This is a genomic window from Pseudomonas sp. E315 (genome assembly GCF_055406205.1).
The window spans coordinates 81,042-106,402 of sequence record NZ_JBUZPJ010000017.1; the positions used below are offsets into that span (position 1 = coordinate 81,042).

Here is a 25,361-nt window from a genome sequence, read left to right on the forward strand (position 1 = left end):
AATGCCGGCCTACTCATCGAAGCACACCGACCCAGAGAGTGAGCGATACTGCATGCCAGTGATGAAATTCTATGCACCTTATGAAGCAGCCTTTCTTCCGCTTGAAGTTACGGCCTACATGCTGCACCCCGCAGACGAAAAACTGAGAAACGCATATCTCAGACGAAAAATGGCCGAATACACGCTTTTCTGTGCGAGCGGGGATGGGCTTGAATCAGTTCCCGTCGAGGTGCTCAAGGATCTGCTCGAAAGCCCTGCCACTGCAGGAGCGGATGCTATGGAAAGTCTCGCCATACGGGGGGCAGTTGCCGGCGAGATACTTCTGAATTTGATCAAGCTGAATGCCAGTGGCGAAGACGCCAGCGTCAACAAGGCAATCCACTTAGGAGCCCAGTATTTCCAGGAGGCCCGAAACTCGTTAGGAGGCAAGATATCCCCCGGAGAGAGATCTATTCGGCGAGCATGGTCAGCCTTCATGCCCGTAGCCCATTTCTGGGCGGCCCTCCAAATCCATGTCCAGTCGACCGCAAATCTTGCCACGCCCATCAGTTCGGATTCGTATCTGCAGCAACTGAGCCTGGGAAACGAACTCGGCAAACTTGCACCAAAGCTGACTAGCAAGAATGCAAGAGAGCCGATCTGCACCCCAAATGCGCTCTGGACACTGCCCTGCTCCGTTGAGCTGCCAAGCTGCACATTCAGGTGCCACGGTCTAGACGAACAAGAACGGGACTGGCTGCGCAACTACAGAGCCCCATCCATCAGCAAATTCGACAGCTAGAAACAACTACTGCCATGCGCCCCGACAGCAGTGTGCGGGCACATCGAGATGCATAACTTAGCGAGCGTCATCACCCAGGAGACGCCCGTATGCATCTGGACACACAGAAAACCCTAATCCGCCAAACCAGCCTGATTGAGCATCTGGACCTATCTAGGTCGGGTCTGGACAAGCTGCGCAAAAAAGACGCCACCTTCCCTAAGCCCATCAAAGACGGCCCCCACAGGCAGGCGACGAACTTCTACGTTGTCGCCGAGGTTGAAGCCTGGATACGAGCTCAGATTGAGAAGCGGGACAACGGTTGAAATGGGCCCGCTGACCAAGGTCAGGGAACTGGAGGCCAGGGCAAGCGCTACGACATCCGCCCTCCGCCCCGCTGATGCTCCAGCACCTCGCCTACAGAACTGGCGAGAACTCTATCGCGCACTGCCCAACGCAGTCTTGCGCTCGGCTTTGTTTGCAGTGATAGGCAAGGGCCAACGAGCCAGACTGGATGGAACTACGATCACCTCGCAGGCTGGTATTGCACTGACCTACAGCGGAGAACAGCTCGACCAGAGCGACCTAGACCTCTGGGCTACGCTGCTACACCTGCTGCGCAATCATCCCCTGGATCAGGAGTTCCACACGAGCATATACGCTCTGTTAAAAGGCCTGGGCATCACGGACACGGGCCCTAGCAGAACCAGCCTGAAACACAGACTGCTGCGCCTCAGCAGCTGCGAGCTGTCGATTCGTACAGCCTCGTTTGTATATGAGGGCAACCTGATTAAGGCGGATTACCTCGAAGGTAATAAACCGCTTGTCCTGGGCCTCAACCCCAGCATCATCGGGCTGTTCGCCAGCGATCAGTTCACGCTAGTTCACTGGGGCGTCAGATGCATGCTGAGCGGGAGCCCCCTGGCGCAGTGGCTGCACGGATATTATTCGACACATGCAGCCCCCTACCCGGTCCGCATCGACACATTGCACAAACTTTCGGGCAGCAAAACTGTTAGCCCGAGCAAATTTCTCCAGTTACTACGTAGAGCTCTGGACAGGCTGGCCCTAGCCAGCGCCGAACATGGCCAAAAATTTACGTATCAGATCGATGGTGAGTTGGTCAGCGTCAATAAGCGCCCAAGCCCCTCTCAGGAGCGCCACATCTCAAAACGCCAAAACCGTACCGTTACAGCGGGTAAACCTTACCGTCATAGCGGGTAATGATACCGTTATGACGGGTTTTCGAAGCCGTTTCTACAGGTAGCACATACCGTTGTCGCAGGTATTTTTAACAATACCTAGAACCAGCATCTACAAAGCTTAAGGCCAAAAAACCGATACCCGCTAATCGCTTTTAAATCGTTATTTAATCTGTGCACCAGCCAATCCATGCAAAAAACTTTACAGTAACTATTTACACCTGCGCTGCTGCCATCCAGAATCCGGCTACGCAAATGCTCAGGCCGGACCCATGCCCCCTCTCAAGCACCAGACGCTTCTTCGCTATCGCGCTATTGAGCTGATTGCTCTCTGGGAAGGCCGCCTGATTACAGCTCAACTGATGGAACGGTTCGGTATCACTCGGCAGCAAGCCTCGGCCGACATCAACCGCTATAACAACGAACTCAACCCGCAAGCCCTGCTGCATAGTCCTTCCATCAAGGGCTACATCCCAGCCAATGGATTCAAGCCCGTGCTTTGTTCGGGGCATATCAACGAGTACCTTGAGCTGCTGACAAGTAATGGTTCTCAGCCGATAAATCTGGTACTGGAATCCCAACCAGGGGTAGCGGCAGTCCAACTGCCTGAGCGAGCCGTCAGGCCCGATGTTGTACGTGAATTGGTAAAGGCCTGTCGCAACAGAGCCAGTCTCAAAGTCGCCTACAGCTCAATGCGCAATCCCGAGCAACATGAACGGGTCATTTCACCGCACACCCTTATCTACTCAGGTTTTCGTTGGCACACTCGCGCCTTTTGCCACAAATCCCAGAGCTACCGGGACTTTCTAATCTCGCGCATTAGCGGCACGCCTCAGCCTAGTGATGAACATGCTCCGCCCAGCGAGCCTGACAACGCCTGGAATGAGCAGACCACCCTGCACATCATCCCCAACCGGCACCTAAGCGAAGCACAGCAAGCCATGGTCGCTCGCGACTACTCCATGACAGATGGGCAACTCCCCATCACCGTCAGAAAAGCTCTTACCCACTACATGCTGCAGCGTTACCAGGCCGCAATCACTGACGAGCAGTGTTCTCGGGTCGCAGAACATCCAGTACAGCTGTCCCCCGAAGATCGTGAGCTGCTTTTGCCTTACCTGTTCGGAGGGGAAGTCGCTTGATCATGCAGACTTTCAGCTATGACTCCGATCTTATCGGCGGCTCACTGCAAGTACGGGAATGCCGAGTCATCGCAGATCTACTGCTGCAACAGGCTTCCCCAGAGCAGTGGGCAGAAGAAATCCAGCAACACAATCGCCTGCAGAAGCGCTCACCAGCCTCGGCCAGACGAGTTGCTCAAGCGCTGCGTAAACGCCTGGAGCGCCTGGATCAACCTTTCTGGCGAGCCCTACGTGATGGTGACGACGAACTCGCCACCCAAGTCGCCTTCTGCGCGGCGCTTGAGCGCAACCTGCTGCTGGTGGAATTCATCGAAACCGTCCTGCGTGATGCCTACCTGACCAAGGCAGAACATCTCGAGCCCTGGCATTGGCATGACTTCCTAGAGGAGCGCAGCCATCGCGACCCTGCCATCGAGACCTGGACGGAATCCAGCCGTAAGAAAATGGGCCAAGTCGTCTATCGCATGCTGGCCGAGGCCAAGCTGCTCAAAAGTACGCGCAGCATGCAGTTGCAGACCTTGCTGGTCCGCCCTGAGGTTCGCACCCTGCTGGACGACAGTTACCGCCATCGCATCAAAGCCTGCCTGGAAGTGTCCAGCAGCACCCTCTGACAGGCAGTACCAAGGAATGAACGCATGAACCAGCAGCTACAGGATCGGCTGAACCAGATCCCAGAAAAAATCCTCACCGAGGAGTTTCTCAAAAGCCAAGGGCTGGGCAACGAAATCGGCTTCTGGATCTTCGACTACGCCCCCGAGGATGAGCTGCAGGTGCGCCAATACCTCGACTTCCTCAAAAGTTTTCTAGATAAAAAACACAGTCAGATGAAGGTTGTGAACATCAATCTGCTGCACGCCATGAAGGACTATCTGGATCAGCGCAACTTCACTGATAAGGCCATCCAGATGCAGACCACCAAGGGCGACTTGGCACTGCTCAAAGCGCTTGCCGGCCCGCTGCACATGGACAAGTTCGCGCCCTACCTGATGGAGCATTACCGCGCCACGGAACACGATGTTGTGCTCATTACAGGCGTGGGCTCTGTATGGCCTGTGCTTCGCGCCCATAACCTGCTCAACAAACTGCATGCCCTGCTCGGCCACAAGCCGCTAGTACTGTTTTACCCGGGGCACTACTCTGGCCAGTCGCTGGCCCTGTTCAACCGTATTACCAGCAACAACTATTACCGCGCATTCAAGCTGGTGCCCTGATCAATAAGGATGATGGCCGTGAGCATTAAAGAAATCTTCTTCAAGGAACTCGACCGCCCGATTAACGGTGTGGTCAAGGCGGATCAGGCTGATGACGCCACCGTGCACCAGGAGCTCGACGAATACGTCGTCACCAATGAGCTGGAAAAACACTTCCGTAGCTTCTTCGAGTCCTACAGTACCGACCTCAGTGATCCCTCCATCGCCAACCGAGTGGGCGTATGGATCAGCGGCTTCTTTGGCTCAGGTAAGTCGCACTTCCTGAAAACGCTGTCTTACCTGCTGGCCAACATCGAAGCCCATGATGCCCGAGGCAACAGCAAGCGCGCCGTTGCCTTCTTCGACCAGAACAAAGTGCGCGACGCCATGATCCGCGCCGACATCGACAAGGCGGTAGCCAACAGCGCCGATGTCATTCTGTTCAACATCGACAGCAAAGCTAGCTCCAACGACGCAGGTAACCCGATCCTCAACGTCTTCCTGCGCGTGTTCAACGAACACCAGGGTTTCAGCGGCGACCATCCGCACATCGCCCATATGGAACGCCACCTCACTCAGCGCGGTGTGTATGAGCAGTTCAAGCAAGCCTTCAACACAGCCACAGGCCTGGAGTGGGTCGATGAGCGTGACGGCTATCAGTTCTACCAGGACGACATCGAAAAGGCGCTTGCCAGTGCGCTAGGTCTCTCTGCCGAAGCCGCTCACAAGTGGTTCGAAGCCTCAGAGCAAACCTTCAGCGTGTCGGTGGAGAACTTCTGCAACTGGGTGAAGGAATACCTCGACACCCAGCCCGCCAAGCACCGCGTACTGTTCCTGGTCGACGAAGTGGGTCAGTTCATCGGCAGCGATACCCGACTGATGCTTACCCTGCAGACCATCACCGAAAATCTCGGCACCATCTGTAAAGGCCGCGCCTGGATCATCGTCACCTCCCAGGCTGATATGGATGCTGTGCTCGGCGAGTTGTCCTCCACCAAAGCCAATGACTTCTCCAAGATCGCCGGGCGTTTCAAAACCCGCCTCTCGCTTTCCAGCTCCAACACCGACGAAGTCATCCAGAAACGCCTTCTACGCAAGACAGAAGCTGCCGAGGCGGAACTGCGCGCGCTCTGGGAGCAGAAGGGCGACATCCTGCGCAACCAGATTACCTTCGATCGCTCGGGCCCAACGCTGAAGAATTACGACGGCCCGGACAGCTTCGTCGCCAACTACCCGTTCGCGCCTTACCACTTCCAACTGGTGCAAAAAGTCTTCGAGGAAATTCGCAAGGTCGGTGCCACCGGTGCTCACCTGGCCTATGGCGAACGCTCCATGCTCGATGCCTTCCAAATGGCCGCCCTGTCACTCAAGGACAAACCCTTGGGCGCATTGGTGCCCATGTACAGTTTTTACCGTGCGGTGGAAGGCTTCCTCGACACCGCCGTCAAGCGCACCATCGACCAGGCCAGTGAAAGTGAAGTGCTCGATGACTTCGACGTACAGATCCTGCGCACCCTGTTCATGATTCGCTATGTCGACTTGATCAAAGGCACGCTCGATAACCTGGTCACTCTGTCCATCGAAGAGGTCGACACCGACAAGCTTGCCCTGCGTCGCCGTCTTGAAGGCACCCTGCAGCGCCTGGAAAAGGAAAACCTGGTCATCCGCAATGGAGACGAGTTCGTCTTCCTCACCAACGAAGAGCGCGACATCACCCGTAAGATCAAGGCCACTGAAATCGCCTCCTCGGACGAGAACAAGGCGCTTGCCGAGCTCATCTACAAGGACCTACTCAAGGACAAGAACAAGTTCCGCTACAACCTGACCAAAACCGACTACAGCATCGGTCGTTTCCTCGATGGTCACAGCCTTGAAGGCCGCTACGAGCAGGATCTGCGCGTCGAGGTTATCTCCCCGCTAGACCCTGACTACGCCCTTTATGGCGAAGCCAGTTGCCTCAACAAGAGCAACGAAGCGCCAGCAGGCCTCGCACTGTTCAAACTCCCCGACAGCAGTGAGCTGTTCGGCGAGCTGCGCATTTGGCTCAAAACCAACAAATTTATTCGCCTCAACAACGATGACAACCAGCCCGATCTCAGCCGCATCCTGTCCGACCGTGGCCGTGAAAACCAAGAACGTAAAAAACGCCTGCGTCTGATGCTCGAAGCGCTGCTGGAGCGTGCTGAAATTTACGCCCTCGGCCAGCACCTCAAACTCAGCGGCAACAACATCCAGACCCGTTTCGACGAAGCCTGCCAATACCTGCTGGAGAACACTTACAACAAGCTTGGCTACCTGCGCGTCTTGCAACAGGAGCCCGAGCGCGAGCTGCATGCCGTACTGCACAATGATGATATTGCCCAGCTTGGCCTCACCCTGGATGGGGAAGACGGCAACGCCCAGGCCATCAAGGAAGTCGAGCAATTCATAACCCTGCGCGCCTCCGGTAATGACCGCCTGCTGGTTGCCGACATCATCGAGCGCTTCAACAAGCGCCCCTTCGGCTGGCCCGATGGCGAAATCCTCCTGCTGATCGGCCGCCTCGCCGCCGCTGGGCGTATCTCCTTCCACGTTGCAGGCCCAAGCCTCGCGCTGCCGGATGCTTTCGAGTACCTGACCAACAGCCGCAAGCGGCGAGAAATCTCGGTGCAGAAGAAGCGCCAGACCGATGAGGTATTGCTCAAGAAAGTCCGCAATCTCAGTCAGGATCTATTCAACGCCATAGGCCCGGCCGGTGAGAAAGAGCTCTATGCCTTCTACCGCAGCCGCCTGGAAACCTGGCTCTCCGAACTCAAGAGCTACAAGAGCAAGGTTGATGTCGGTCGCTTCCCAGGCAAAAGCACAATCGAGAAGTCTCTACTGACCCTGCAGCGTCTGCTGGGCAACAGCGATAGCGTCGATTTCTTCAAGGAGGTGGTCGACAACTCGAACGATTACCTCGACCTCGAAGAGGACTACCGTGACCTCAACGAGTTCTTCACCAACCAGTTGCACAGCTGGCAGCAGCTGCAACAGGCATTGCGCCGCTTTGATAAAAACCGCAATGCCCTGGAGAAAAACGACAGCGCCCGCAAGGCTCTGGCCGAACTGCAGGCCATCGAAAGCCACGCCAGTCCCTACAACCAGCTACACAAGGTCTCTGGCCTGGTGGAAACCGTTGAGGCTGTCAACGTCAGCATTCTCACGGAACAGCGCGAGCAGGCGCTGGTAGCGATTGACCAGAAGATCGCCCTGCTGCAGGCCGAAATCGCCAAGAGCGGCATCGAAAGCCCTGAGCTAAGCAATCGCCTGCTGCGTCCGCTCCAGCTGCTTAAAGCCGAAGCCGAGACTGAAACCAGCCTGGCCCACATCTACCAACTGGAAAGCCAAACCGCCGAAGAACGCCTGCAAGACGGCATCTTCGAGCTGGAGCGCGCCATTCAATCCGAGGTGGATCGCCAGCAAAAGCTGCAGCAGCAAGCTGACAAAGCAGCACAGCAAGCTGCCCAGGGCAGCAACCAGATTAAGGAAGAGCGCACACCACCTCTCGTTCCGGTCAAGCCGGTCGCCCCACCCAAGCCAGTAGTCGAAATCGCGGCTACCAGTGTTTTCAACAAGCTGGGTAATGGCGTTTACCTAGAAAGTCAGAGCGATGTGGAGCGCTTCGTCGAGGCGCTAAAGGCTGAGCTTGTAGCAGCCATCCAGCAGGAGAAACGTATCAGGATTCGTTAAACCGGCAACTGCACAAAAAAAATGCTAATAATGCCAATCTGCGCAATAAAAACAGGATTCGCACAAATTTTCCTTAGCGCAACACGGTATTCAAGAAGGAACTGAGCCATGCAACCGGTCGGGTACAACCGCCTGCTTCAGGAGTCGACAGTCAAGACGCTGCCACCGGCGCGCCTGGCGGAAGTCCGTGCGGTCACCCGCAAGGAAGTCATCGGCCAAACCTTGGCAGTACCCGCCAGCATGGCACCGGCCGCCGACGATCTGCTCGGCCATATCCTCTTCGCCCTCAAGCACGAGGGCGTTGAGCTGGCCATCCTGGCCCAGTGCCTGCCGCTGATTACTGAACCAGAGCTACGCGCCGCTATCGAGGCCAGCCCCACCAGCCAGTACCTGCGTAAAGCGGCGTACTTGTGGGAGCACTTCACCGGTCAGTGCATCCAGCATCAGGCAGGCAACCTGCGCACCGCCTACGTGCCGCTGTTTGACCCTGCTCAGTACATCACAGTTGCAGGGGCGAAGAACAACCGTTGGCGCGTGCTGTTCAACGGCATCGGCAACCTCGACTACTGCATCACCCTACGCCGTACCGATGCGCTGCAGACGCTGCTGGATCGCAACCTGCTGCAACAGGCCACCGCGTTCAGTGAATCGCTACCGCGTGACATCCTCAACCGCGCCCTGGCGTGGGCCTACCTGCACGAAACCCGCGACTCCTACGCCATTGAGAACGAAACCCCCAGCCAAGACAAAGCCGGCCGTTTCGTTGACTTGCTCAAGCAGGCCCACCAGCCTCGCCAGCTGGATGAAGACTATTTCGTCGAGCTGCAAAACGCCGTCATCAGTAACCCCTATGCCCAGGCGGCTGCATTTCGTCATCAGCAGAACTACCTCAGCAACGGCCTGCGCGGCGCACTCGGCGTTACCTATCTACCGCCACCGCCCGAACTCGGCCGTGAGCTGATGGAGCAGCTGATTCAGCTGGCCAACCAGCCGCCCCAAGACCTCGACCCGCTGCTGTTGGCCAGCATTGTCTCCTTTGGTTTTGTGTTTATTCACCCCTTTATGGATGGCAACGGCCGCCTGTCACGCTTTCTCTTCCATCAGGTGCTCTGCCAGCGCGGGGCACTGAAGCACGGCCTGCTGCTGCCGGTATCCGTAGCCCTGCGTCAGAACGAGGCCGACTACCTGGCTACCCTGCAGGCGTTCTCCGAACCCGCGCGGCGTTTCTGGGACGTGACCTTTATCGACGAGGGCCAGTTCGCCTTCGACTTCACCGGCCACGAAGCGCTTTACCGTTACTGGGATGGCACCGCCTGCGCCGAATTTATGCTGCGCGCCACCGAGCAGGCGCTCGAACGACACCTCAAGGAAGAAACCCAGTTTCTCAATCGCTACGACGCCATCTACCGCCGTATTGATCAGCAATTTGACATCCCCAGCAGCACCCTCGCGCGGCTGGTGATGTTCTGCCTCGACCAAAACGGCACGCTCTCGCAAAACCGCCGTAAGCAATACCTGCATCAGGTGCCGGAAGCCGTCTTCGACGCCCTGGAATCCGCCTGGCGTGAGGTCATCAACAATGGCTAACACCGCACAGCATCTGCGTGCCAATCAGGCAATTGGCCGCGACCGAATCAGGCAATCAGCCGCCAGCCGCCAGCCGGCCACTCGAACAGCGGCCCGCCCAAACACCATTCAGCGCACTGCATAGCAGCCCTATTCAGGACACCCCATGAACACCAGCCACATCAAAAGCTACGCCCCCAAGGCCCGTACCGCCTTTATCGCCGCCATGACCAAGCGCGCGGCGCTGTTTGGCATTCGCGAATCCAGCATCCCCGCCATGGGCATTGCGCCCGTGGAGCAAAAGGGCGATCTGGTCCTGATCGGCGACCGCGCCTTGCCGGCCAGCGTCATTCGCCCGCGCGCCGCATTGGTGAAAAAGGTCGAGCAACTGGGCTTTGCCCAGGCCATGGAACAGGCCGCCTACAGCTGGTTCAACCGCCTGTGCGCCATCCGTTATATGGAGCTGCAGGACTACCTCGACCACGGCCGCCGCGTGCTCAGCGCCGCCGATGGCAGCGCGGGCACCCCGCAAATTCTGGAAGACTGTTTAGAGATCGACCTGCCGGGCCTCGATAAACAGCTGATTACCGAGCTCAAGCTCGACGGCAACAAAGACGAAGAACTCTACCGCGAACTGCTGCTGGCCCAGTGTCACGCCCTGCACCAGGCCATGCCGTTTCTCTTCGAGGCGGTGGATGACGCCACCGAGCTGCTGCTGCCCGACAACCTGACCAAAACCGACTCGCTGATCCGCGAGCTGGTCAGCGCCATTCCAGAAGAAGACTGGGCCAATATCGAGATCATCGGCTGGCTCTACCAGTTCTACATCTCCGAGAAGAAGGACCAGGTCATCGGCAAGGTGGTAAAAAGCGAGGACATTCCCGCCGCCACCCAGCTGTTCACGCCCAACTGGATCGTCAAGTACATGGTGCAGAACTCCCTGGGCGCGCAGTGGCTGGCGACCTACCCGGACTCGCCGCTCAAAGCGCAGATGGAGTACTACATCGAGCCCGCCGAGCAGACCGCCGAGGTCAACGCCCAGCTCGCCGCCATCACCCCGGAAAGCCTCAACCCAGAAGCACTGACCCTGATCGACCCGGCCAGCGGCTCCGGGCACATCCTGGTGGAAGGCTATGACCTATTCAAAGCCATTTACCTGGAGCGCGGCTACCGGCAGCGCGACGTGGCTCAGCTGATCCTGGAGAAGAACCTGTTTGGCCTCGACATCGACGGCCGCGCCACACAGCTGACTGGCTTTGCCCTCATGATGAAAGGCAGAGCGGATGACCGCCGCCTCTTCGAGCGCGGGATAAAGCTCAATGTCATGGCGCTGGTGGACAGTGCAGGGTTCGATCCTGAGGTATTGGCTAACGGTTTAAAGCTGGCGGATTACGGGTTGCAGCTGGGCGATCTAAACGAGCTGAAGCGTTTGTTTGAGCACGCCACGACCTTTGGGTCGTTGATTCAGGTGCCAGAGGGGCTAGCGAAGAAGCTACTAGGGCTGAAGCAGCTTTGCGAAGCAACCAGTCTCGATCTGTTTGTGACGGAATCGTTCAAGCGCCTAGGACCGTTGGTTCATCAGGCAGAGCTGCTCGCAGCGCAGTACGACGCGGTAGTGATGAATCCGCCGTACATGGGCAGTAGTGGGATGAACAGCCCCCTGAAAAAGTACGCCAAGGACAAATTCCCCGAAGCGAAGGAAAACCTGTTCGCTTGTTTCATTGAGCGATGCTGCCTGCTGGCAAAAGATACCGGACAGAGCGCTTTGGTGACGATGCACAACTGGATGTTCCTATCTTCATTCCAGAAGATGCGCGAGCGCTTGCTGAGGATGAAAACGATCACAACGATGGCTCATCTCGGGGCAGGCGCCTTTGGGAGCATCTCGGGGGAGGTCGTTCAGGCAGCAACCTTTGTGTTGAAGAACGCTCCACCGCGGGGCTATCGGCCAGTCTTCTTCCGGTTACTGGATGGCGGCGAGGAAAGAAAACGAACAGCTCTTCGTCTTGGCGAGAACCGCTTCGCCGAGGCAGCGCAGAGCGAGTTCGAAAAGATCCCCGGAAGCCCGATTGCCTACTGGGTGACTGCGAAAGTACGAGAGTCTTTCGTGGAATTCCCTGCTGCTTCAGCGTCACTTGATCCAAGGGAAGGGCTGGCCACCGGCAACAACGACCGATACGTCCGCTGCTGGCCAGAAGTGTCTATTGAAGAAATCGGGCTTGGTTGTGAAGACCGCACTGCAGCAAAGGAAACAGGCAGGCGCTGGTTTCCATATAACAAGGGGGGGGAGCTTCGGAAGTGGGCTGGCAACATTTGGTTCTTGGTGGACTGGTTAGACGATGGCGAAGAGCTCCAAACGAAGCTACATCCATCGGGAGCCCGGGTCTGGGCCCATAACTTCAATCTAGATTTCATCTTCCGTCCGTTCCTAACCTGGTCTGACATAACGTCGAAGGGGCTTTCAGTTCGCCTCTACCCTGCAGGCTTCCTATTTGACGCCACGGGCCTATCCGCGTTTGCTAAGGACGGCGCGTTTGGGGGCGCGATTGAGCGAGCGACCGCTTTGGGAAACTCACATCTTGGTACGATGTTCGCCCAGATTCTTAATCCAACCCTGCACTTCAAATCTGGCAACTTCGGTGTTCTCCCTGTCAACGAGACGCTGGATTTGTCAGCATCGGTTCGGCAAGCAGTTGCTGTCGCGACTAAGGACTGGGATGCATATGAACGCTCCTGGGACTTCAAATCTCTCCCGCTCCTGTCGGCCACCTTCGACTCCACGCGTAACCTTGAAGGCAGCTACACCGCATGGATCACCCAAAACCGCGCCACCATCGCCGAGATGCAGCGGCTCGAAGAGGAGAACAACCGACTCTTTATCGACGCCTATGGCCTAGCGGATGAGCTCACCCCAGACGTGCCCATCGAGCAGATCACTCTCACAGTCAACCCGGCCTACCGCTACGGCGGCAAGCTGAGTGAAGCCGAGCTGTGGACGCGTTTTCGCGAGGACAGCATGCAGGAACTGGTGTCCTACGCCATCGGCTGCATGCTCGGTCGCTACAGCCTCGATGAGCCCGGCCTGATCTACGCCCATAGCGGCAACCAGGGCTTCGACCCCAGCCGCTACACCCGCTTCCCGGCCGATGCCGACGGCATCCTGCCGCTCACCGATAAAGAGTGGTTTGCCGACGATGCGGCCAACCGCCTGATCGAGTTTATTTCAGTGGCTTGGGATAAGGCCCACCTCGAAGCCAACCTGCGCTTTCTCGCCGATAGCCTTTCGCCGAAAAAGACCGAGTCCAGCCGCGACACCCTGCGCCGCTACCTCTGCGACAACTTTTTCAAAGACCACCTGCAAACCTACAAAAAACGCCCGATCTACTGGCTATTCAGCAGCGGCAAACAAAAAGCCTTCCAGTGCCTGGTCTACCTGCACCGCTACAACGAAGGCACCCTGGCACGCATGCGCACCGAATACGTCATCCCCCTCAGCGCCAAACTGAGCAGCTACGCCGCCAAACTGGAAAAAGACATCGAAGCCAGCAACAGCACCGCCGAAAAGAAAGCCCTGGAAAAGCAGCTTTCAACCCTGCACAACCAACAAGCCGAACTCGCCACCTTCGACGAAAAACTCCGCCACCACGCCGACCAACGCATCAGCCTGGATCTGGATGACGGAGTGAAGGTCAACTACGGCAAGTTTGGCGACTTGTTGGCCGAGGTGAAGGCAGTGACGGGTGATAAGGCTGAGTGATATGGAATTTCGCGGGACCCTTTAGAAAAGGGTTCCGTTCACATGGATGAAGTGGGGAAACAACGATGCCAACTATTGGCTGGATAGAAGAAACCGGATTGGATCGGTACTGGGAAACTGGGAGCCCACTTGACTATTCATCCGTGCCCGACAGCTACCCATGCCGCCACTGCGAATTGATCTTTGATTCCATTGCTCAGCGCGAGAGGCACGAGGTCGTGCATCCGATACAGAACCCTACCCTGTATTTTCAGGATCGGGATATTGCCGGCAAGCAACTGCGGATCATCGCGCCACTCAAGCCCGGTGACCTAGGTGCGCGCAATGTTGATGCACTGACCATCAACGGTGCTGAAAACCAGTCGGTTGACGATCTATTTGAGTGCATACAGGCGGTGCAGAAGGGCTACATCGATGTGAGTTATGGCAGCTCGGCTTTGCAGAAAAACTTGAAAATCGAGGTATGCATTGCCGACAAGCAGGAACTGCATAAGGTCGACCAGGCATTCGCACTGCATTTCTCCAAGGACGACTTCACCAGTAGTGATATTGCTGCATTTATCGACAATGTGAAGCAGTACAGCACGGTGATCGAGTACACCAACGGACTGGTGCGCTACCTGCACGGTGTGATGGCCAAGGATCGACGTTCGGATAGCATGCCATTTGAAGACTTTGATACTCGCTTCAACCAGGCTGTGCAGTCGCTGCAGGATTACCGTACAGGCCTTTGCATGGGTGTAAGGGCCGTGATTCGCTTTAATCGGAATGACTTCAGTAGCCTGCAAGGCTGCGGCTTGCCGGAAATAGAAGCTGCCATGCAGTTCTTCAGGGGCGAGCCCTATACGGTACCAGTGCATGTCGGCAGTAGCGTCAGAATGCCGGTGGACTTCTCAACAGAGTTCATTCTCAAGGAGCTACTGGATAGCTTTCAGCAAGCTTCGCTGCAGGATATGGAGCAGCAGATTGCGGCGCTATCGGCGAACAATCTGTCGCTGCAGGATAGAAGCAAGTTCGACTACATCTGTTACAGAAAGGCAGTTGCGCAAGATGATGTTTCTGCGATCGATAAATACCGGAAAAAACTCAAAATTGACGATGTGTTTCATACGCTTATTGGGGAGCAATGACAGATGACTGGCATTGAGCATGAAATCGCCGAACCCAAATCGGGCGATGCTAAAAAGCCCAAGCAGAGCAAGGCCGAGCCAAAATCTGTTGAGCAAATACTCACAGAGGCTTTTGCAATAACCATGGACAAAGATAAGAACATCAAGCCGGCAAGTATCACCAAGGCCGACCTGAAGTCGTTGATGACCTATCCGCAGGATACGCGCCTGAGCAGTGAACTTGCCGAGAGCATTACTGCTGCTGCCTGCAAGACGGATCCGGAGCTCAAAGTTCTTTCACTCATCACGCTGGCAGCCTTCAAGTGTCAGCGTGATGGGCTACGCCATCAGCTGATGGCCTTCTGTGTGCGCCTGGCCAGTTCACTTTGGATTCAGCGTCATCGCGGGTCATTAGACCTATACCGGGACATCATGGAGGCCGACAAGGGTCTGGACAGCAGTCCGCTGACCTTCCTGAGTAACGCCATCACAGAGCAATACCGAAAGCGGATTGACTCGGTTGGACGACAGGCCAGTGAAGCGCCAAGCCCGAGCACAAGTAATGCCGAGGCAAATGAATCTACCGCATTGGATGTATTGTCCAAGAAAGAGCTGGCGGCACAGAGAAACAATATTCTGCTCATTGGCGCTCTGTGGCTGATGGCCCAAGGTAAGACGGATCTCAACGCCGCTATCGAGTTCTTCTCGGGCCTGCTGAATGAGCAAACCTCGCCCACCCAGAGCCCGCGTGCGGTTGCAGTTTTTCTTGCGGAGCAATATGCCAATCAGGACAGCCTGCTGGCCGACACCATCGATTACTTCAAGAAACAGTTCACGGAGCTGGCAGGCCAGCAAAAATTCTTGCAGTCGAAACATAACGCGCAAGAGGTTGAGCTTAAGGCTTTGCAAACCAAGGTCATGACGCAGATCACTGCGATCGCTGACAAGGATCAGCAAATTGCTCGACTAATGGCTGAAGTCGAGCAGCTGAAGCTGGCACAGCATGAGCAGCAGCTGGATGAGCGTGCTACACGAACACATCTGCGTGACAACGCTGGGCAGGCCAAGGCCAAGGCATTCAATCTTCTTACTGAGGATGTGCTTGAGCCGCTGAAGCTCTCCCTGGCAGCCTTGCAGCGTGAAAAACCCAAAACAGAAGTTGCCGTGCATCAAATCGAATTGGCAGTGGAAAGTATTGAAAGGGATATCAAATGGTTCAGCGAGTAGGCATTGACTTCGGCACCACAAATAGTCTCATTTCAGTAATTACCCGAGCGGGTCTAGCAAAGTGTTTCGACGATACCGGGCGTCCACATCCTTCAGTTGTGCGCTATGAAGGCGAAAAGGTTATCTGCGGGAAAAAGGCACGGGACAAGCTTGAGAAGCTGGTTATTGGTGTGCTGGGTAACACGGTGCGCGGCCCGAAAAAGCTGCTGGGTAGCGAGCATATCAACGTTGATGGCCGGATCATGACGCCGGTCGAGGTCATTGCCGATTACATCAAATACCTAGTGGCTGATGCTGACGATAGCGATATTGATCAGATTGCAGATCTGACACGTGCCGTAGTGACCATTCCGGTGGCTCTGGACGGACGGGGCAGGCAAACATTGCGCGAAGCAATGCTCAATGCCGGCGTATACGTTGAAACCTTCGTGCACGAGCCATTGGCAGCGCTTTATGGCTATTTCAAAGACCAGCCGAATACTCGAGACGTTCTTGCGTACTACGACGGCAAGATGGTTTTGGTTTTTGATTGGGGTGGCGGCACGCTGGACCTTACGCTATGCAAGATAGTCAATGGCTCCATCGTTCAGGTGCTCAACCGCGGCAACAATCTGGTCGGTGGTGATTATCTGGATGACGCCATTCTCAGTCATGTGACTGACGAGCATGCGCGCAAGTTTGGCTTGAGCGCTGAAAGCAAGCTAACGACCAATCCCGGCATGCGCGCGAAGCTGATCACTCAGTGCGAGCAGGCAAAAATCACGCTATCAACCCGCGACAAGACCAATATATTTCTACCCAATTATTTTCAGGGTACTGATGAAGAATCTGAAATTGATATCTGGTTGACCAGAGAGACTCTGGAAAGTATTTGCAACCGTCTGATCAATCAGGGCATCGACGAAATCGACAGTCTGCTGGACAAGGCCGATGTAGACCCACAGACGCTTGCGCTATGCCTTGCGACCGGCGGCATGGTCAATATGCCGGTGATAAAAAACAAGCTAACTGAAAAATTTGGTGTTTCCGCACTGCATATTTCCGAGAAGGGTGACCGGATTATTTCCGAAGGTGCAGCCTGGATCGCGCACGACAATCTTGAGCTGGCCCTGGCAAAACCGTTTGAACTGGCTGAAGCGAGAAACTCGTTGCTCACAGTGATTCATGAGGGCACCCGCTTGCCACAGAGGGGCGAGTCAATCCAAAAACAGCAATCCATGTATTGCTCTGATCCTCGCGATGGCAAAGCCATTTTCACCTTCAAGCGCCCACAGATGGTTCAGAAGTCAGCTGCGGCTGATCCGCGCACCAACTATGGCAGCCTGGTGGTTGAAGTGAATCCAGACTTCCCCCCACTTGAGGAGCGGATTGAGCTTACGATAACCATCGATGACAACCTGATTTTGCATGCCCGGGCGATGGCCGAAGACTTCAGGGAACCTGCAGTAGAGGAATACTACGATCTGGAATTTTCGTTAGTGGTTAAAAAGGCGGCGGATGACTCAATCGAAAAAAAAAACCGCTTAAGGCAGGCAGTTAAAAAAAGCGGACCGGCACAATTATTCGTGCGGGCCAACGTCACGAACGATAAGGATCGCTGGGACACCGTGCCGGGTGAGTTACTCAAAGAATACAACGCCAAATATGTCTATCTGCAGAAGCCTATGACCAGAGTGCAAAACGAAGAGGACGTCCGCTATCAGCCTTGTTCTGGATGTGGTGCGAAATGGAGGAAAAACTGTTGCACTGCTGGATCTTTTACGGGATAGAAAAACTCCTAATAGGACGGGCCTCGCACTCCGCCAGAAAGCTGAGCCAGCCATCTTCGACTCTTGCCCGGGATTAGAGCGTGAAGGTGACATGGCTAGTTTGGCGAGCGGCTGGCTGAAGTGAAGGCTGTAACCGGTGACAAGTCGAGCGACTGAAGCGCTCAACCATCGCATAGGGAGTATCAACGGTGGCATTAAAAGCATTCCGTGGCAGGCCTTTCGACCATACCCACGAGAACCGGGCCTTCAACGACCTGTTTGACGCGCTGCAACAGCATTGCATAGCCACTGAGCAGGACTGGTACCTGCTCGGTAACTTCTTTGTGGGCAGCCGCGAACTGGATGCGATGGTGATCAAGCCCAACGCGCTGATCATCATCGACTTCAAAGAATTCAGCGGAGCCCTGCATTTTTCCGAAGAAGGTCCATGGCTGATCAGTAGCGCCGAAACGGGCGACAGCGTGACGGTTAAGGGTGGCGCGAGTATCAATCCGCTGCGCCAGCTACGCCTCAACAAAAGTGCCATGCTCGACTTCCTGAGCCGCAACCTGGCGGAGCTGAACCCGGTATGCAACTGGCGGCACACGGCCGCACTGGTAGCCTTTCAGGGTAAGGTCGAGTTCGATCGGCAACAGCTGCCGGGGTCTATCAAGCCCTGGTTCCATATCAGCGATACGCGATCCGTCGTCAGGGATCTTGACGCTATTGTCAGCAGGGAAATCAGGCTCTCGCCCGAAAATATTGAAGATATCGTCGGCAAACTTGGGCTTGAGGTTTTTGTACCTTCCGGCATACCCACAACTAGAGAGCTGGGACATCCGCCAATACGTGAAAATGCCGTCTGCCGATTGACCACTCGGCAAGACGAGGCACTGCATGACTTTCGCAGCTGGCTGCAGAACGGCACTGGGGTATTTCGCGTCACAGGCATGGCTTCGACCGGAAAGCGCTTCCTGTTTCCTCGTCTGGTGGAGGCAATCGATGAAGCCGGACGGGAACTGTTGCTGCTGACGCCTAGTGTGCGGATCTCCTCGACTTACCAGCATCCTCTGGCGCAGCCGACCTCTATCTATAGTTGGTTGTATACCCATCAGCCCAAGCGCTTCGAGAAGCAGGACGACCGCCAGATCGGCATTCACGAGATCAGGGACGAGCTGTTTTTAGAGGGTAGGATTCCGGTTCTGGTGGATGCTCATCTGTTGAGCGATGAAGAGTTTGAGGTCGGTGACAGGCGCTATGGGTCTGGCCGACTGCTGCATGATTTTCTTTCAGTCATCGCCAAAACCAAGACGCCCTTTGTGATCATCGGTGACCCATATCAGATGCCCAGAGGCTCCCTGCAACGCAGCCTAGTCAGTGGCACCATGCTGGAGAAGTTGGGACTGGCAGTTGATCACTGCGCGCTGACCGAGCAGATCGTCATGGATGAAGACGATGCACTCAAACACATGCAGGCGCACCTAGCCGACAGCCTGAACAAGAACTGCTTTAACAGGCTGCCACACCTCTCGGGTAAGCGCCTTGAAATTCTCGATGCCGGAAATTCCAGGAGCTGGACGCCAGATGTCAGCAATGTCCGAGCCGAGTCCATTCTGATCTGCGCCACCCATGAGCAGAACAGCAAGCTCAATGCGGCGGTAAAAAGCAGGGTTCTGGGGCACGCCAGCCCAACACGACTGGCTGCTGGTGACCGAATCGACTTCTACAACCGCACACCCATCCTTGCATCGACTGAGGGATCTTTGAGCCTTGAGGCGCTGCGCTGGGTTAGCTCCGGCGAGATTGCGCTGGTCGATTCGGTTGACGATACTGTTGAAACCCACTTTGTCGAGCTGCGTGGCCGTAAGGAAGCCATCCGCTTGTGCTTCCAGTGCGCCAGTTGCCGTCTACCTGGCTTGGGTGAAGTAGGCTTCCGCTATCTGGTGGACTACTTCGAGGCCGATCGTCCGGAGCTGGCCAGCGAGCAATACCTGGCATTGCAGGTATTGGCCCGGCAGCTGGCCAGACCATTACTGCAGCCGCTGAAAGCCAGGCTTCCGGATAAGCAAAGTACGGACTACAAGGAGGCAAGAACCGAGTACGACCGGCTCGAATATCAGATCCTGCAGAGTCAAGGCTATCTATCCGCCGCACTCATTCGCCCTGCACATGCGATGACGCTGCATCGTGCTCAGGGCAGACGCTGGCCCAGTGTCTGGGTCAACGCGGCGCGCAGTGCCTCGAGTACAACGGCCAATAACGCTGACTATTTCCGTTGGTTGTACACAGCAACCGTGCTGGCAGATGAGCAATGCGTCATTCGTCAGATGCCTGCTCTCACTCCGCTGAGTAACGCCTGTATAAGCCGCGCCCATGACTTGAAAATAGCCCCCCTTCCACTTAGGCAGGGCCTGTTCTACGACACAACCAGGCAGCCTACGGAGCAGGAAGCCTTGCTGAGCACCCCGTCAGGGTTCTCCAACATGGCGCTACTTCCTCTCTTCCTGACATTGCATGAGCGGCTTTCAGACTCCAACTGGAGCATTGCGGACTGGAGCGAGCATAGCTACCAGGTCGTTATGGGGCTTACCGACCGGCAATCGATGGCCAGCGTGCGGCTTAGGTTGCATTACGACAAGAAGTTTGCCGTCAGCAATCTGGTTTTTGCCGATGGCAGCCAGCCTGAGCAGGATGCAATCAGCACTCTGTTGTGCCAGCCATTCAGGCCGCAGAGTGAAACCCTGGCGCAAGCACTCGAAGCCTTTAAGGAGCAGATCAGCACGCTGGGCTTTAGCCTGGTGGAGGCCAAGGAGTCGAACTATCGACTGCAACTGACGCTGGCCATTGACGATGAAGCCGTCGAGACTCAGGTAGATTGCGACAAGGAAGGGATGATCAGCTCGGTGCGTATTCTGAAAGCATCTTCCGAGGAAGTAATTAATCGTCTGGAAGAGGCTTTGGTGTTCTCGGCATGAGTGTTTTTGATGAAATTCGAGAACATAAATCACGCCATGACTTGGAAGGTGCCTGGCAGGCCGGCTTTAAAGTCCTGGAAGTTGAGCCCAACAATGAGTTCCTGAAAACCTCACTGTTCTGGGTGAATTACGCAGCGCTCAAACCTTTGCTCGAGCCCATCAAATCCCGTGAAAACAAGGCTCCTTTACCTCACGAGCAGGCGAAGATCGACCTGTGGGCCTCACGCATCGCCACTCTTCAGCTAGCGCTTCCCAGTGAAAACATCGATTTCAGGCTATGGAATCTGTTTGGCGAAACTGGGAAGTTCTGCGAGCCACTCTGCACATTTATCTTGCACAGTGGCAGCAAGCTTTTTACGCCAGGTGATCACCAGCCATTCGTTTCGGAGAAAGGTGAGTCCCCCAGCGTGGTCATGAAGCTGGCCCGTATGGTCGCCGCCGGCTTTCTCGTAAATGGTGCTAGCAGCCCACTGCCTGCAAATCGAGTCACTGGGTTTCTGAAGTATGCAGAGGCCCATACGGAGGATTCGTCAGAGCGCAAAGTGTGGCTTGAGTGGGACAAGGCACGAATATATTTCACAGTAGGTGAATTCTCCCGCGCCAGAGACTCCTACCTGGCCGTGCTGAAAAAGAAGCGTCGAGAGCCGTGGGCTTGGTTCGGCCTGGCCAAGACCTACGCGGCCGAGCCGGAAAAGGCGATCTGCCTGATCGCCTCCGGCCTGACCTATGCCCATGATCCAAAGTTCAGCATTCCGGGGCTGGTCGAACTTGCCGAGCGCCTCGCGGAAACAGGGGCTTACGAGAACGCCTCAAAAGCCCTAGTCAAACTGGTGGCAATCTATAGTCAGAACAGTTGGACGCCCAAGGACAATATCGTAAAGCTGACATCCTACTCATGGTTTGACGCTGCGATTGATATCAGTGATTTTGATGCCGTGGTGAAGAGGCTCGCGGAGAACGCCAGCCTCTATACCATCTCCAGGCCGGGCTACTTCCAGGGCGTACTGCAGTCCGTGCACGCTTCCAACAAAGGGGCGAACATTTACATCGCGAGAGATCTTGTCATCTCTGCGCGCAAGGCCGTTTTCCCGGGACGGCAAATACCACCACTGGGAACCTTCGTGAAGGTTCTCTGCGATATGGACGCAGAGGAAAAGGAGGTTATTGCCGCAGAAATCGTTCAGGAATTCAGCTGCGACGACATCCGCGCCTTCAGTGGCCCGCTGACAGTTAGTGAAAAAGGCTTCGGATTTGTAAACAGAGAGATCTTTCTTCCGGCAGCACTGATATCTGGTATTCAGCCTGATGCTCAAGTGGCAGGAATGGCAGTCATGTCATTCGACAAGGTCAAAAATAAATATAGCTGGAAGGCAGTTACCGCGACATGTCCATAACCCCCTTTCAACTTGACGTCCAGCTAGGCTCTGTCTGTGTGCACATACTACGGAACAGGCCTGGCGGCTTGCTGCAGCGGAAGAGCGGTCACACTCACTGCGCCTGCGTCGCATCAACCGCGATCGCATTGATCTCTGATTGCTAGCGACTGAGGGCCACACTTATCCAGGATTTTATCCCCACTCAGGGGTAACCGGGCTGGAAAGGTCCGGGGGAAACCGGTACCGAACTGGAGTCCACGACTGTTCCGATCAGCTATCCTCGTCAATAAACCAAGCATAGAAGCGATAGCCCGCCCAGATCGCAACAGCATTGGTCAGTAGTGTTAGCCATGGATATATGCCTTCGATACCGGCCAGCCATTGCAGCTTGAACAGCAGCGCCCCCACCATGACGCATGCAAGGACTCCCAGGCCGAACCCTATGAGCCAGAAAACTCGCTCATGAAAGCTTGGATTGCCACCGTGCCAGTTATCACTCAGACAGAACGGGCAATGACTGCTGGTGGGCGAGTACCCTAACAAACTTCGACTATAAGTCGTACGTGGCACCATGATTTTTCCGCAACAATGACAGGCAACAGTTGAGTGACGCATAACATCTCCTGGTAGGGATTGGACTATGCGATTCAAGATTGCAAAGGCTCAGATAAACCCAAGCGATACCAAAAACCCACCAAAGCTCTGTGCAAATGCCGACTTCCCCGGCAGGTAGAACGGGCTACATCGCAAGGAAATGCAATGAATAATTTGGCGGTTTTGCCTACCCCCAGCAATGTGTTTTGGGCATTGCTAACCGCTACCGGTTATCGCCCATTGCTGGAGGGCAAAGGATTGGGTCGCTGATCACGCATTCGCACCGGCCATGCTATGCAACTCTTCCGGTAAACTGCTGCCAGCCCCTATGGGGAATCTTTATTCGCGCGCCCAAGGAATTCCTGGATGGACTCAAAGCAGCTGACCCAAGGCCTGCACCAGGCTTTTTTCGCTGAAAACCATCGAATCGTCTTCTGGTATGACCCCGAGCAAAACTTTGCCGATGCACTGAACGAGCTCGACTTGCCTGATGTGCAGGTGCTGAACATGCAGGGCAAGTCGACCTTTGGCACTAAGTTGCAGCTGGAGCTTGCAGATACCCAGGGTAAATACCTGCTCTATTTCCCCTGTGCCGAGCCTGACGCGGAAGATGACTGGCTGCTTGATATAAAACTGTTCTCACGTAGCTTTTATGCAGACCGGGTGTCGATGATTTTTAACGAGTTGGGTTTGCAGCAAGTGAGCCTGCGTGAGCATCTATCTCGTAGAGAAAGCTTCCTCAAAAGTACCGCGCGGGTTTCTGCGCTCAAGCGCCTTATCCAATCAAATGCGACTGCCGAAGAGTTGGACCAGGCCATGATTGCGGTGCTTCTGGGGTCTGCGGCGTGCGATATCACCACCTTGCTTTGCACGTTGGCGGATCAGGTCGTTCGGGATGATCTCGGTCTTGAGAGCAATCCAGGAGTTATCGACGAGTTGTATCAGCATGAGCTGATGCCAGCGTTACTGCAGGCACTACGTGACGAGGTGGGTTACCCGGCCAGTGCTGAAGAAATAAGTGGTGAGAAGCCATTCAGCTTTGGGCATTTTCTGATTCGCCTTTTGGCAACCGGCTTCTGTGAAAGCATTTCTGAGATCCCTGACTGGGCTTCTGCAATCGCAATCCCGTCAGCCAGCGCCCGGGCCACATCTCGCGCCCTGCTATCGCGCTGGCGAGACAGCTCTCGATTTTACAAAAGCTATGACGTTGTATCTTCCTGGGTGGGAGAGGCATTGCGCATCTCCGACAAGCTTGGCGAGTTCTCGCTGGAAACCCTGGCCAATATCGCCACCTTCGAGGCAGTCGAGCGTCAGATCATTATCGATCTGACCCAAGCTATCCCTAGCGCCGCTCCAAGCGACCTTCAGGTGTTTTCTCGAATCATCGGCGAGCGCCTGGACAACTACTGGGCATCCCGACACAAGGACGACGATATACGTCGTAAGTATCGACTGCTCTACAGTGCCCTTGCCGCAGCCATCGAGTTATTCGGTCTACGCCTGCAGTTTGGTGCCGGCTTTCATTACGCCGGCACGGAGGCTCTCTACAAGGCTTACGAGGGTGAGTTGTACCGCTTTGATAGCGCATATAGACGCTATGTGGCGGCGTCGCAACGTGCTCGTGTGGAACTGTTGAAAAAGCTCGATGAAGCCGTTGAGCACTGCTACGCCTACTGGTACCTGGATCAATTAGGCCGCAACTGGGGTGACTGCGTAGAAGCCGAACAACGCCTGGCACATTGGAATATTGCCGGTGTGCCCAGCCAGCAGAATTTCTACGAGCGTTGGGTACAACCGCAGTTCGAGAAGCACCGAAGTAAGCGTGTAGTCGTGATCATCAGTGATGCTTTCCGCTACGAGGCCGCAGTCGAGCTACGCGAGCGCATCAATGAAAAACGCTACAGCGAGGCAACCCTGTCCAGCCAATTGGGCGTTCTACCCAGCTATACGACCCTGGGTATGGCCTCCCTCCTCCCACACCAGAAACTTGAATACCGAGAGAGTGCCGCCGATACAGTTTTTGTCGATGGCCAGTCCACCGCCGGCACCGTACAGCGAGACAAGATCCTCGCTCAGTACCAGGGTATCGCCGTAACAGCTGATGAGGTTAAGGCCTGGTCGCGCGACGAAGGTCGCGAAAGGCTCAAGGATAAACAGTTGGTTTACGTCTACCACAATGTGATCGACGACCGCAGTGACAGCGGTGGTCCGTCAGAGTCAGATACCTTCCAGCATGTGGAAGTGGCCATCGAAGAGCTGACCGAGCTGACCCGCAAGATTCTCATGCACTTCAACACCAGCACGGTGGTCGTCACTGCAGACCACGGTTTTCTCTTCCAGCAAAGCAAGCTGGAGGCGGCTAACCGCACTGCGCTGGTCGACAAGCCAGATAGCGCTTTCAAGAGTAAAAAGCGTTATGTCCTTGGCCATACGCTGCCAGAGGCCAAGGATGCCTGGCAGGGGTCAACAAAGCAGACGGCGGGCACCGAATCGGATACACGCTTCTGGATACCTAAGGGAGCCAATCGCTTTCATTTCGTCGGCGGCGCGCGTTTCGTTCATGGCGGTGCGATGCCTCAGGAGATCGTTGTACCAGTGCTGACAGTCAATCAGCTGCGAGGTGAGAAAGCCGAAAAGCGCACGCGCCGTAAAGTAGGGGTGATTTCGCCCAAGTCCGTTCTCAAGATGGTTAACAGCATTCAGCGCTTCGACCTGATGCAGACTGAAGCGGTCAGGGAGCAGGTACTCCCGGTGACGGTAGCGGTTGCTATTTTCGAAGGCGGACAGATGATTTCCAGTGAAGAAGTGGTCACTTTCGACTGCACGACTGACTCCATGAATGACCGCTTGAAACAGGTACGACTATCGCTGGCAGGCAGTGACTTTGATCGCAAGAGAGATTATTTCCTGGTCATCCGCGACAAGGATCTGAATACCGAGTTGGAGCGCTACCGGGTCACGATAGACCTGGCCTTCACTGATGATTTCCTTTAAGAGCAGGCAC

At 55.5% G+C, this 25,361-nt stretch carries 16 protein-coding genes; 15 read left to right on the forward strand and 1 reads right to left on the reverse strand.

The window, feature by feature from the left end; translation table 11 throughout:
• Positions 1-52 precede the first annotated feature (52 nt).
• The 14 genes from ACZRJQ_RS19875 (at position 53) to ACZRJQ_RS19940 (ending at position 21,781) form a co-directional block, all read left to right on the forward strand.
• Positions 53-781 carry a hypothetical protein gene (locus ACZRJQ_RS19875; protein ID WP_003439549.1) on the forward strand — a complete coding sequence of 243 codons (729 nt, stop codon included), beginning with the start codon at positions 53-55 and terminating at the stop codon, positions 779-781.
• 89 nt (positions 782-870) lie between these two features.
• On the forward strand, positions 871-1,086 hold the full coding sequence (locus tag ACZRJQ_RS19880) for a helix-turn-helix transcriptional regulator (RefSeq protein ID WP_003439546.1): 216 nt from the start codon (positions 871-873) through the stop codon (positions 1,084-1,086).
• A 1-nt stretch (position 1,087) separates the two neighbouring features.
• Positions 1,088-1,984 carry a plasmid replication initiator TrfA gene (gene trfA / locus ACZRJQ_RS19885; protein WP_003439544.1) on the forward strand — a complete coding sequence of 299 codons (897 nt, stop codon included), beginning with the start codon at positions 1,088-1,090 and terminating at the stop codon, positions 1,982-1,984.
• Between the two features lie 250 nt (positions 1,985-2,234).
• Positions 2,235-3,104 carry a helix-turn-helix transcriptional regulator gene (locus ACZRJQ_RS19890; RefSeq protein ID WP_003439542.1) on the forward strand — a complete coding sequence of 290 codons (870 nt, stop codon included), beginning with the start codon at positions 2,235-2,237 and terminating at the stop codon, positions 3,102-3,104.
• A gap of 2 nt (positions 3,105-3,106) precedes the next feature.
• Positions 3,107-3,715 carry a DUF1819 family protein gene (locus ACZRJQ_RS19895; RefSeq protein WP_222933619.1) on the forward strand — a complete coding sequence of 203 codons (609 nt, stop codon included), beginning with the start codon at positions 3,107-3,109 and terminating at the stop codon, positions 3,713-3,715.
• Between the two features lie 24 nt (positions 3,716-3,739).
• Positions 3,740-4,315, forward strand: a complete 576-nt coding sequence (locus ACZRJQ_RS19900; RefSeq protein WP_003439535.1) for a DUF1788 domain-containing protein — start codon at positions 3,740-3,742, stop codon at positions 4,313-4,315.
• 12 nt (positions 4,316-4,327) lie between these two features.
• Positions 4,328-8,005, forward strand: coding sequence for a BREX system P-loop protein BrxC (gene brxC / locus ACZRJQ_RS19905; protein WP_463980031.1), 3,678 nt, complete (start codon positions 4,328-4,330; stop codon positions 8,003-8,005).
• 108 nt (positions 8,006-8,113) lie between these two features.
• Positions 8,114-9,592 (forward strand): Fic family protein, encoded by a 1,479-nt coding sequence (locus ACZRJQ_RS19910; RefSeq protein WP_003439531.1) that lies wholly within the window; start codon positions 8,114-8,116, stop codon positions 9,590-9,592.
• 145 nt (positions 9,593-9,737) lie between these two features.
• Positions 9,738-13,328 carry a BREX-1 system adenine-specific DNA-methyltransferase PglX gene (pglX, locus tag ACZRJQ_RS19915; RefSeq protein WP_003439530.1) on the forward strand — a complete coding sequence of 1,197 codons (3,591 nt, stop codon included), beginning with the start codon at positions 9,738-9,740 and terminating at the stop codon, positions 13,326-13,328.
• Positions 13,329-13,393: 65 nt separating this feature from the next.
• Positions 13,394-14,458 (forward strand): hypothetical protein, encoded by a 1,065-nt coding sequence (locus ACZRJQ_RS19920; RefSeq protein ID WP_003439528.1) that lies wholly within the window; start codon positions 13,394-13,396, stop codon positions 14,456-14,458.
• 3 nt (positions 14,459-14,461) lie between these two features.
• Entirely contained in the window at positions 14,462-15,664 is a 1,203-nt protein-coding gene (locus ACZRJQ_RS19925) for a hypothetical protein (protein WP_003439526.1), read from the forward strand.
• Positions 15,649-17,433: an Hsp70 family protein gene (locus ACZRJQ_RS19930; protein WP_060765746.1), complete on the forward strand. Its 1,785-nt coding sequence runs from the start codon at positions 15,649-15,651 to the stop codon at positions 17,431-17,433. Before ACZRJQ_RS19925 ends, ACZRJQ_RS19930 begins: the two co-directional genes overlap by 16 nt.
• A gap of 188 nt (positions 17,434-17,621) precedes the next feature.
• Entirely contained in the window at positions 17,622-20,387 is a 2,766-nt protein-coding gene (locus ACZRJQ_RS19935; RefSeq protein WP_003439519.1) for an NERD domain-containing protein, read from the forward strand.
• Entirely contained in the window at positions 20,384-21,781 is a 1,398-nt protein-coding gene (locus ACZRJQ_RS19940; RefSeq protein ID WP_060765747.1) for a tetratricopeptide repeat protein, read from the forward strand. The genes ACZRJQ_RS19935 and ACZRJQ_RS19940 overlap by 4 nt, the downstream gene beginning before the upstream one ends.
• A 252-nt stretch (positions 21,782-22,033) precedes the next feature.
• Here ACZRJQ_RS19940 and ACZRJQ_RS19945 read toward each other — a convergent pair whose 3' ends face one another.
• Entirely contained in the window at positions 22,034-22,378 is a 345-nt protein-coding gene (locus tag ACZRJQ_RS19945) for a hypothetical protein (RefSeq protein ID WP_148666183.1), read from the reverse strand.
• Positions 22,379-22,723: 345 nt separating this feature from the next.
• Between ACZRJQ_RS19945 and pglZ the strand changes: the two genes are divergently transcribed.
• Entirely contained in the window at positions 22,724-25,351 is a 2,628-nt protein-coding gene (gene pglZ, locus ACZRJQ_RS19950) for a BREX-1 system phosphatase PglZ type A (protein WP_060765686.1), read from the forward strand.
• Positions 25,352-25,361 lie beyond the last annotated feature (10 nt).